The 9,458-nt window shown below is 29.6% G+C and carries 10 protein-coding genes; all 10 read left to right on the forward strand.

Translation table 11 applies throughout. The features are described from left to right. The 10 genes from nuoI to ABXT53_RS02745 are packed head-to-tail and all read left to right on the forward strand — an operon-like array spanning position 1 to position 9,458. Positions 1-486, forward strand: a complete 486-nt coding sequence (gene nuoI / locus ABXT53_RS02700) for an NADH-quinone oxidoreductase subunit NuoI (protein ID WP_415291113.1) — start codon at positions 1-3, stop codon at positions 484-486. A gap of 2 nt (positions 487-488) precedes the next feature. Beyond that, positions 489-1,121 (forward strand): NADH-quinone oxidoreductase subunit J, encoded by a 633-nt coding sequence (locus ABXT53_RS02705; protein WP_415291114.1) that lies wholly within the window; start codon positions 489-491, stop codon positions 1,119-1,121. Further along, on the forward strand, positions 1,114-1,425 hold the full coding sequence (nuoK, locus tag ABXT53_RS02710; RefSeq protein WP_415291115.1) for an NADH-quinone oxidoreductase subunit NuoK: 312 nt from the start codon (positions 1,114-1,116) through the stop codon (positions 1,423-1,425). Before ABXT53_RS02705 ends, nuoK begins: the two co-directional genes overlap by 8 nt. 1 nt (position 1,426) lies before the next feature. Next, on the forward strand, positions 1,427-3,340 hold the full coding sequence (nuoL, locus tag ABXT53_RS02715) for an NADH-quinone oxidoreductase subunit L (protein WP_415291116.1): 1,914 nt from the start codon (positions 1,427-1,429) through the stop codon (positions 3,338-3,340). Continuing rightward, on the forward strand, positions 3,340-4,833 hold the full coding sequence (locus tag ABXT53_RS02720; protein WP_415291117.1) for an NADH-quinone oxidoreductase subunit M: 1,494 nt from the start codon (positions 3,340-3,342) through the stop codon (positions 4,831-4,833). The genes nuoL and ABXT53_RS02720 overlap by 1 nt, the downstream gene beginning before the upstream one ends. Beyond that, entirely contained in the window at positions 4,833-6,248 is a 1,416-nt protein-coding gene (gene nuoN, locus ABXT53_RS02725) for an NADH-quinone oxidoreductase subunit NuoN (protein ID WP_415291118.1), read from the forward strand. Before ABXT53_RS02720 ends, nuoN begins: the two co-directional genes overlap by 1 nt. Beyond that, positions 6,248-6,811 (forward strand): biotin--[acetyl-CoA-carboxylase] ligase, encoded by a 564-nt coding sequence (locus ABXT53_RS02730; RefSeq protein ID WP_415291119.1) that lies wholly within the window; start codon positions 6,248-6,250, stop codon positions 6,809-6,811. Before nuoN ends, ABXT53_RS02730 begins: the two co-directional genes overlap by 1 nt. After that, on the forward strand, positions 6,808-7,554 hold the full coding sequence (locus ABXT53_RS02735; RefSeq protein ID WP_415291120.1) for a type III pantothenate kinase: 747 nt from the start codon (positions 6,808-6,810) through the stop codon (positions 7,552-7,554). Before ABXT53_RS02730 ends, ABXT53_RS02735 begins: the two co-directional genes overlap by 4 nt. A gap of 2 nt (positions 7,555-7,556) precedes the next feature. Continuing rightward, the gene (locus ABXT53_RS02740; protein WP_415291121.1) at positions 7,557-9,212 is read left to right on the forward strand and encodes a ribonuclease J; all 1,656 of its coding nucleotides are present in this window, start codon (positions 7,557-7,559) and stop codon (positions 9,210-9,212) included. Next, positions 9,213-9,458, forward strand: a complete 246-nt coding sequence (locus tag ABXT53_RS02745) for a DUF1467 family protein (RefSeq protein WP_415291122.1) — start codon at positions 9,213-9,215, stop codon at positions 9,456-9,458.

A 9,458-nucleotide genomic window follows, 5' to 3' on the forward strand; every position in this document is an offset into this window, starting at 1 on the left:
ATGAAAATCTCAAGAATATTTAAAACAATTTTTATGTTAGATTTTCTAGGTGGTCTTACGATCGCCTTACGAGAATTTTTTAAACCAAAAAAAACAATTAACTATCCATTTGAAAAGGGTAAAATCAGCCCCCGATTCAGAGGAGAGCACGCTTTAAGAAGATATCCCGATGGTGAAGAAAGATGCATTGCTTGTAAATTGTGCGAAGCTGTATGCCCTGCCCAGGCAATTACGATTGAATCCTCTGAAAGAGCAGATGGAAGTCGAAAAACTACTCGATATGATATTGATATGATGAAATGTATTTACTGTGGTCTTTGTGAGGAATCATGTCCAGTTGATGCAATTGTTCAAGGTCCTAACTTTGAATTTTCAACAGAAACAAGAGAAGAACTTTATTATAATAAGGAAAAACTTTTAGACAATGGGGATAGATGGGAAAACATTCTAGCTGCAAATATTAAAGCTGATAACCCTCATAGATAATCATGCTCGCACACGCAATTTTTTTTTATATTTTTTCATTTATAGCAATTGTTTCTGCAATAATGGTTACGGTTTCTAAAAATACTGTTCATTCTGTTTTCTTTTTGATTTTAGATTTTATTAGTATTTCTTGCTTGTTTATAATGATAGGTGCGGAATTCCTTGGAATGATAATGTTAATTATCTATGTGGGTGCTGTAGCTGTTTTATTCTTGTTTGTTGTCATGATGTTAAATGTAGCTCAACAGAGAAACCAATGGTTTAGTGCTAGAGAGAGCTCGAAACATATTCCAGTTGGATTAATTATCAGTACTATTATATTTTTTGAATTAATTATTGTTATTGGTGGATGGAAATATAAACCAGATCTTGTTTCATCTATGTCATTAAATATAGATAGTAGCATTAGCAATACTCATGCCATTGGTTATGTTTTGTATACTGACTACATCCACATCTTTCAATTAAGTGGAATGATTTTATTAGTTGCAATGATAGGAGCTATTGTCCTTACTTTTAGGCAGAGATCTGGTGTCAAAAGACAAAGTTATTTTAGTCAAATATCCAGAGAAAGATCTGATGGTGTAGAATTGATAGATGTTCCAAGTAATAAAGGGGTTAAATCTGATGATTGATGTAGGCTTGGGTCACTACCTTACTTTGGGAGCGATAATATTTACCATCGGTATAATTGGTATATTTTTAAACAGAAAAAATATTATTGTAATTTTAATGAGTATTGAGCTTATTTTATTAGCAGTGAATATTAACTTGGTGGCTTTCTCTATATTTTTGAATGATATAACGGGGCAAATTTTTACACTCTTTATATTAACTGTGGCTGCTGCAGAAGCTGCCATAGGTCTCGCTATAATAGTCGTTTATTATCGAAATTCATCAACAATTAGAGTTGAAGATATAAATAGTTTGAAGGGATAATATGGAATTTACATTATTATTTCTTCCACTATTAGCATCTATTATATCTGGCTTTTTTGGCAAATTTATAGGTGATAGAAATTCAGAGATAATAACAAGTATATTTGTTTCGATTTCAGCACTGTTATCTTTAATTTTATTTTATCAAGTCATTGTTAATGGTTATGTAAACAATGTAGTTATTGCCACTTGGATTAATTCAGGAACGCTTGATGTCAATTGGTCTATTAAAGTGGATGCGTTATCTTCGGTAATGCTCGTTGTTGTAACTTTAGTTTCTTCACTAGTTCATATTTATTCAATTGGTTATATGTCCCACGACCCACATAAACCAAGATTTATGGCCTATCTTTCTCTCTTTACATTTGCAATGCTAACGTTGGTTACATCCGATAATTTTCTTCAATTATTTTTTGGATGGGAGGGCGTAGGTCTTTGTTCTTATTTTTTAATTGGCTTTTGGTATAAAAAAGATTCAGCAAATGCAGCAGCTATAAAAGCTTTTGTAGTAAATAGAGTAGGTGATTTTGGATTTGCCTTAGGAATATTTTTAATTTTTTATCTATTCGGTACCGTCAATTACTCTGAGGTATTTGAACAAATTCCACAAATTGTTGATAAAGAATTATTATTTTTAGGAACACACATCAAGGCCATCGATCTAATTTGTATCCTTTTATTTATTGGAGCTATGGGTAAATCAGCACAAATTCTTTTACACACATGGTTACCAGATGCTATGGAAGGTCCTACACCTGTATCTGCATTAATACATGCTGCTACAATGGTTACAGCAGGAGTTTTTTTAATTGTTAGATGCTCTCCAATTTTTGAATATTCTCCTTTAACATTAAATATTATTACAGTAGTTGGAATGACAACTGCTTTTTTTGCTGCAACAGTAGCATTAGTTCAAACAGATATTAAAAAAATAATTGCTTATTCAACATGTAGTCAATTAGGTTATATGTTTTTTGCTGCCGGTGTTGGTGCTTATAATGTAGCAATGTTTCATTTGTTTACTCATGCATTTTTTAAGGCGTTACTTTTCTTAGGTTCAGGATCGGTAATTCATTCATTTAAGGATGAACAAGATATTAATCAAATGGGAGCTGTGTATAAAAAACTACCATATACTTGGATCTTAATGATTATTGGGACATTAGCTCTTACAGGTTTCCCTTTTCTTTCTGGTTTTTATTCAAAAGATGCAATTATAGAATTTGCTTACCTTAGAGGTAATACAGTAGGTTATTACGCTGCTGGAGTTGGTATTTTAACAGCCTTACTTACTTCGATATATTCGTGGAGATTAATTTTTAAAACATTTCATGGAACGTATAACAATAAAAAATTAAAAATTGAAGAAATGCACGAGTCTCCTTTGGTTATGCTTATACCCTTGATTGTATTAGCAATTGGTGCAATTTTTGCAGGATTTTTATTTAAAGATTTATTTATTGGTCATGGGGGAGAAAATCATTTTTGGGGAGAATCTATTAAATTTCTAATTCCATTAAGTTCAGATCACCCACCTTTATGGATTATTTTGATTACTCCCATACTTGTCCTTTTATCTATTCCAATTGCTTATTATTTATTTGTAAAAAATAAAGAGTTACCTGATCAAATTGTTCAATCTAATAGACCTTTATATAATTTTTTAGTCAATAAATGGTACTTTGATGAATTATACGACATCATATTTATCCAATCTTCAAAAAAAATAGGATTATTCTTTTGGAAAACAATTGATATAAAAATTATTGATAGGTTTGGACCGGACGGTTTTTCCTTACTAATCAAAAACTTATCATTAAGAGCCAGTAAATTTCAAAGTGGGTTTATTTATCAATATGCCTTTATGATATTGATTGGTCTTTCTGCATTATTAACATTTCTAATTTTACACTAATGAATTTTCCAATTTTATCGTCTTTAATTCTTTTACCAACTATTGGAGCTTTATTTTTATTATTTTCAAAAGATAAAAATTCAAATACAGGAAAATATGTTGCTTTGTTTACATCTTTTGTTAATTTTTTAATCTCAATTTATCTATGGTATTTATTCGATCCGTCCACATCAACATTTCAATTTGTTGAAAATAGAGAATGGTTAAAAGATTTTGTTAATTACAAAGTAGGTATAGATGGAATTTCAATTTTATTCATAATTCTAACAACACTTATTACTCCGTTGTGCATAATATCTGTTAACAACACAATTAAAGTAAGATTAAGAGATTTTCTTATTGCCATATTGGTAATGGAGAGTTTAATGATTGGAGTTTTTTGTTCACTTGATTTAGTTGTATTTTATTTATTTTTTGAAGCAGGATTAATTCCTATGTTTTTAATTATAGGAATTTGGGGAGGTGAAAGAAGAGTTTATTCTGCCTTTAAATTTTTCTTATATACGTTACTTGGTTCTGTTTTAATGTTAGTTGCAATAATTTCAATTTACTGGATCGCTGGTACAACCGATATAGTACAACTATATGAATTAGGTATAGACACAAAATATCAAAACTTATTGTGGCTTGCTTTTTTTAGTTCTTTTGCAGTCAAAACACCTATGTGGCCAGTTCACACTTGGTTACCTGATGCACATGTTGAGGCTCCAACTGCTGGATCTGTTCTACTGGCTGCTATTCTTTTAAAAATGGCAGGTTATGGTTTTATTAGATTTTCCTTAGGTTTGTTTCCTGTGGCTTCTGAATTGTTTACTCCATTGGTTTATACGCTTAGTTTAATTGCAATTATTTATGCATCTCTAGTTGCTCTAATGCAGGAAGATATGAAAAAATTAATAGCATACTCTTCTGTGGCACACATGGGTTTTGTAACGTTGGGAATTTTTACGATCACACAACAGGGCATTGAAGGAAGTATAATTCAAATGATTAGTCATGGACTTGTTTCGGCAGCATTATTTTTATGTGTTGGTGTGGTTTATGATCGTATGCATTCAAGATTAATTAAAACTTATGGTGGCCTGGTTTCTGTAATGCCCAAATATTCAATTTTATTTATGTTGTTTACTCTAGCTGCATTAGGATTACCTGGAACAAGTGGCTTTATAGGAGAGTTTTTGATTTTAATGGGTGCATTTAAAGATAATTTTTTAGTAGCAGTTATTGCTAGTTTTGGGGTCATCTTTGGTGCTGCATATATGTTATGGTTATATAGAAGAGTTGTTTTTGGAAATTTAGTAAACAAAGACCTTTTAAAAATACCTGATTTAGATAATTCAGAAAAATTTATTTTATGGAGTTTAGCTATACCAGTATTATTCTTTGGTTTTTACCCAGAACCTCTTATTAATACAATTGAAGTATCGGTAAATGACTTAATTGAAATGTATAATTTTAACTTAAATATGTATGGTCCTGAGGTACAAAAGTAATGAATAATTTAAATTTTATTTCTCCTGAAATTTTTATCGCTTTATCAATAATGTTTTTATTAATCTTGGGTGTTTTTAGAAAAAATGCCTCAAGCTTAATTCACAATCTTTCAATAGGGTTTTTACTAATTACTGTAATTTTAATATTAAATAATCCTTTTGATACCCCTGTAACTTTATTTGGAAATAGCTATGTAATTGATAACCTCTCATCTTTAATGAAAATTCTTACAATTTTAGGAGGAGCTTTTGTTTTATCAATTTCAGCAAAATATTTAAAAATATCTAAAATTTTCTTAATAGAGTATCCAATTTTAATCCTTTGTTCAATTTTAGGAATGATGGTTATGATTAGTTCTAATGATCTAATGGTTTTCTATATTGGACTTGAATTACAATCATTAGCTTTGTATGTTTTGGCATCGTTTAATAGAGATCAATTAAAGTCATCTGAATCAGGGCTTAAATATTTTGTATTAAGTGCACTTTCTTCTGGTTTACTACTTTACGGCTGCTCTCTAATCTATGGTTTTTCTGGATCAACTAATTTTAATATTATTGGAAATTCTATGGATTCTACTCATTATGGCTTAACATTTGGAATAGTTTTTATCCTAGTTGGATTAGCTTTTAAGATATCTGCTGTACCATTTCATATGTGGGCACCAGATGTTTATGAAGGATCTCCGACATCTGTAACATTATTTTTTGCAATAGTTCCTAAGGTTGCTGCTTTAACTGTCTTTATTAGGTTCCTATATATTCCATTTTTTAATATGATTGATCAATGGCAACCTATCATAATTTTTTTATCTATTGCCTCAATGATATTTGGAGCTGTTGCAGCGATTGGGCAGGGTAATTTAAAAAGATTAGTTGCATATAGCTCTATTGGTCATATTGGTTACGCTTTAGCAGGACTTTCTGTTGGGACAAATGAGGGTATTCAATCATCTATTGTTTATATCTCTATTTACATCGTAATGAATCTTGGTTTATTCAGTTGTTTATTTATGATGAAAAGAAATGATCAGTATTTTGAAACTATTGATGATTTATCTGGACTGTCAAAAAACCATCCAGTTTTATCTTTGTCATTACTCGTTATACTTTTTTCATTAGCGGGCATCCCACCGTTGGCAGGTTTTTTTGCTAAATTTTATGTATTTAAGTCTGTAATAGAACAATCAATGTATTTTCTAGCAATTGTCGGTTTATTATCAACTGTGATTGCTGCCTTTTATTATCTAAGAATAATTAAAGTTATTTATTTTGATGAAGAAAAAGAAAAATATGACACTGATCACAGTGTTTGGTTAAAAATATCATTAACTTTTTCAACATTGTTAATTCTTTTGTATTTTATTTTTCCTAGCAAACTGGTGGAAATTGTATCTAGAATTAATATAATTTAATGAAGTTAAAAAAGTTTAATTTTAAAATCATAAATAGTACAAACGATAGAGCATTTCAGATAATTAAAAATACTAATAATAAATCAGGAATTGTAATTGCTGAGAAACAGAAAAGAGGTAGAGGTCAATATGGGAAAAAATGGACCTCATTCAAGGGAAATTTATTTGTTAGTATTTTTTTCCAAGTTAACATGGTTCAATTAACATTGAATAATTTGACAAAAATAAACTGTCTTTTAGTAAAAAAATTCTTATCAAATTTTTATAAAGATAAAATTGTGGTTAAAAAGCCAAATGATTTATTAATAAATAATATGAAAATTTCAGGTATATTACAGGAAACATTATCTAAATCAGACAAAACATTTATTATAGTTGGCATAGGTATAAATTTGATTAAGAGTCCTTCTATTAATGGTTATTTGACCACAAACCTTTTTGATTTAACTGGTGTAAAAATTACTCCTAATAATGCAGCTTTAAAACTAAAAAAAATTTATGAAACTTTTATTCCAATGTTTCCTAAATTTAATATAAAAAACATAGATAGAAATTTAAAATGATTATTGTTGGTGATATAGGTAATACAGAAACTAAAATTTGTTTGGTAAACTCTAAAAATATAATTATTAAAAGAGTTACTCTAATAACAAAAAAGATAAATTATCCTTTGCTTAGAAAATCTTTAGCTATTTTAAGTTTAAAAAATAAAGTAATTGATAAATGTTTATTTTGTAGTGTTGTTCCAAAATCATTTAATGAAATTAAGAGTTTTTTTAATAAAACTTATAAAATTAAGTGTCATGAGCTTAAGAAACTTAAGTTAAATAAATTGATTAAGATTAAGGTTAACTATAAACAAATTGGTTCAGATAGATTGGCAAACGCTATTAGCATTATTAATAACAAAGATAATTTTATAATTTTAGATTTTGGGACCGCTACAACATTTGATGTTTTGATTAAAAATACCTATCATGGTGGTGTTATTGCACCTGGTGTTAAGCTTTCACTTGATACGTTGACAGACAAAGCAACGCAAATTCCAAAGATTAGTTTAAAAAAAACGAACAAAGTTGTTGGTTTAAATACTATTAGTGCAGTTAGAGCAGGTTTTTTTTGGGGTTATGAGGGTTTAATTGACAATATTGTTAATTTAATTAAGAAAGAGACCAAGATGTCCTTTAAAATAATAATTACTGGAGGGTTTTCTAATTTATTCAAAAATTCAACAAAAACGAAAGTTACATTAAATAAAGATATTACAATTAACGGCCTAATCAGAGCCACCACTTTAATTAAATAAATATGAAAAATGAACTATTATTTTGCCCTTTAGGGGGCTCAGGAGAAATCGGCATGAATATGAACCTGTTTGCCTATGGAAAACCAGGTGAACATAAATGGATCATGGTTGATATAGGGGTTACATTTGCTGATGACTCGTTACCAGGAATTGATTTGATTTACCCTGACCCTGGATTTATTGTAGATAAAAAAGAAGATCTTTTAGGGATTATTTTAACTCATGCACATGAAGATCATATAGGTGCAATTGCACATCTTTGGCCTCAATTAAAATGCAAAATTTTTGCAACTCCATTTACTGCAGTTTTAATAAAAGAAAAACTCAAAGAAAAGAATATTGATGCAACTAATTATCTAAAAATAGTTCAATTAAATGGAACAGTAGATTTGGATCCTTTTAAAATAGAGTACATCACATTAACCCACTCAATTCTTGAACCTAATGGTCTTAGAATTGAAACCCCAGCAGGTGTAATACTGCACACAGGTGATTGGAAGATTGACCCAGAACCATTGATTGGTGAAAAAATTAATTCTGACAGACTTAAAGAAATTGGTAAAGAAGGGGTCCTAGCTATGGTTTGTGATTCAACAAATGTATTTAGTATGGGTAAAGCTGGTTCAGAGCTAGATGTTAGAAAAAGTTTATTAAATATAATGGGTAGCCTTAAAAAAAGAATTGTTATGGCTTCTTTTGCGTCAAATGTTGCACGTATGGAAACAGCTTTTTACTGTGCAGAAAAAACTGGTAGACAAATATCCCTAGTAGGAAGATCTATGCATAGAATATTTAAAGCTGCAAGACAATGTGGTTATTTAAAAAATGTTATTGAACCCATAGATGCACGTGAAGCAAAAAAAATTGCTAGAGAAAAAATAGTTTACCTTTGTACTGGTAGTCAGGGTGAGCCCATGGCAGCACTAATGAGAATTTCAAGCTATACTCATCCAGATGTATTCATTGAAAAAGATGATGCTGTTATTTTTTCATCTAAAATTATTCCAGGTAATGAAAAAAAATTATACAAATTACAAAATCAATTAGTTAGAGATGGTATTGAAGTTATTTCAGAGGAAAGTGAATTTGTTCATGTTTCTGGCCACCCAAATAGAGATGATCTAAGAGAAATGTATGATTGGGTTAAACCTCAATGCGCAGTCCCTGTTCATGGAGAACACAGACACATGATTGAACACATGAAATTCGCACACGAAATGAAAGTTCCACACCCAGTTCAAGTAGAAAACGGTGATATTGTAAAATTGGCTCCAGGTAAACCACATGTTTTTGATAAAGCTCCAAGTGGTAGACTTTATTTAGATGGAAATATGAGTGTCGAAGAAGATGCTCAATCAATTAAAGATAGAAAAAATATAGCTGCTAATGGATATATGGAGGTTACTATTTTAATTACTGTAAAGGGTAATATTCATAAAAGACCTGTATTAACCTTTAGAGGGTTGCCTGTTTATGATGCTGATGAATTCATCTATGAATTAGAAGAGGCAATAGAAAAAACAACTAGAACCTTTTCTATAAAAAGCAAAAAACAAGAATATAACTTAATTGATGCATTGAAAATTACATGTAGAAAATGCGCCAAAGAATTGACTGGTAAAAGACCATTTATAAATATCAATCTAGTAAGAATCTAGATGAGCGCAACAGGCCTTGCTATAATCTATATTATAATCTGGTGGATAGTTTTTTTTACAATTCTTCCAATTGATGTAAATAGACTAAAATCTGTCAAAATTGAAGGTGAAGACGCTGGTTCTCCAGAAAATCCTAAAATGTTAAAAAAATTTATTTATTGTACTGGTATTACAACTGTTATTTTCGTGATAATTTATTTATTGATAAAATATGAATATTTAAATTTAAGATATATAATTAATTAA

Origin of the sequence: Candidatus Pelagibacter sp. Uisw_136 (genome assembly GCF_047720275.1) — a bacterium.
Lineage (GTDB): Bacteria > Pseudomonadota > Alphaproteobacteria > Pelagibacterales > Pelagibacteraceae > Pelagibacter.

Excerpts from the sequence above, each read along its gene's own strand:
- nuoK (WP_415291115.1), top strand. The coding sequence starts at position 1,114 with ATGATTGATGTAGGCTTGGGTCACTACCTTACTTTGGGAGCGATAATA.
- nuoN (WP_415291118.1), top strand. The coding sequence starts at position 4,833 with ATGAATAATTTAAATTTTATTTCTCCTGAAATTTTTATCGCTTTATCA.
- nuoL (WP_415291116.1), top strand. The coding sequence starts at position 1,427 with ATGGAATTTACATTATTATTTCTTCCACTATTAGCATCTATTATATCT.
- ABXT53_RS02720 (WP_415291117.1), top strand. The coding sequence starts at position 3,340 with ATGAATTTTCCAATTTTATCGTCTTTAATTCTTTTACCAACTATTGGA.
- nuoI (WP_415291113.1), top strand. The coding sequence starts at position 1 with ATGAAAATCTCAAGAATATTTAAAACAATTTTTATGTTAGATTTTCTA.
- ABXT53_RS02745 (WP_415291122.1), top strand. The coding sequence starts at position 9,213 with ATGAGCGCAACAGGCCTTGCTATAATCTATATTATAATCTGGTGGATA.
- ABXT53_RS02735 (WP_415291120.1), top strand. The coding sequence starts at position 6,808 with ATGATTATTGTTGGTGATATAGGTAATACAGAAACTAAAATTTGTTTG.
- ABXT53_RS02705 (WP_415291114.1), top strand. The coding sequence starts at position 489 with ATGCTCGCACACGCAATTTTTTTTTATATTTTTTCATTTATAGCAATT.
- ABXT53_RS02730 (WP_415291119.1), top strand. The coding sequence starts at position 6,248 with ATGAAGTTAAAAAAGTTTAATTTTAAAATCATAAATAGTACAAACGAT.
- ABXT53_RS02740 (WP_415291121.1), top strand. The coding sequence starts at position 7,557 with ATGAAAAATGAACTATTATTTTGCCCTTTAGGGGGCTCAGGAGAAATC.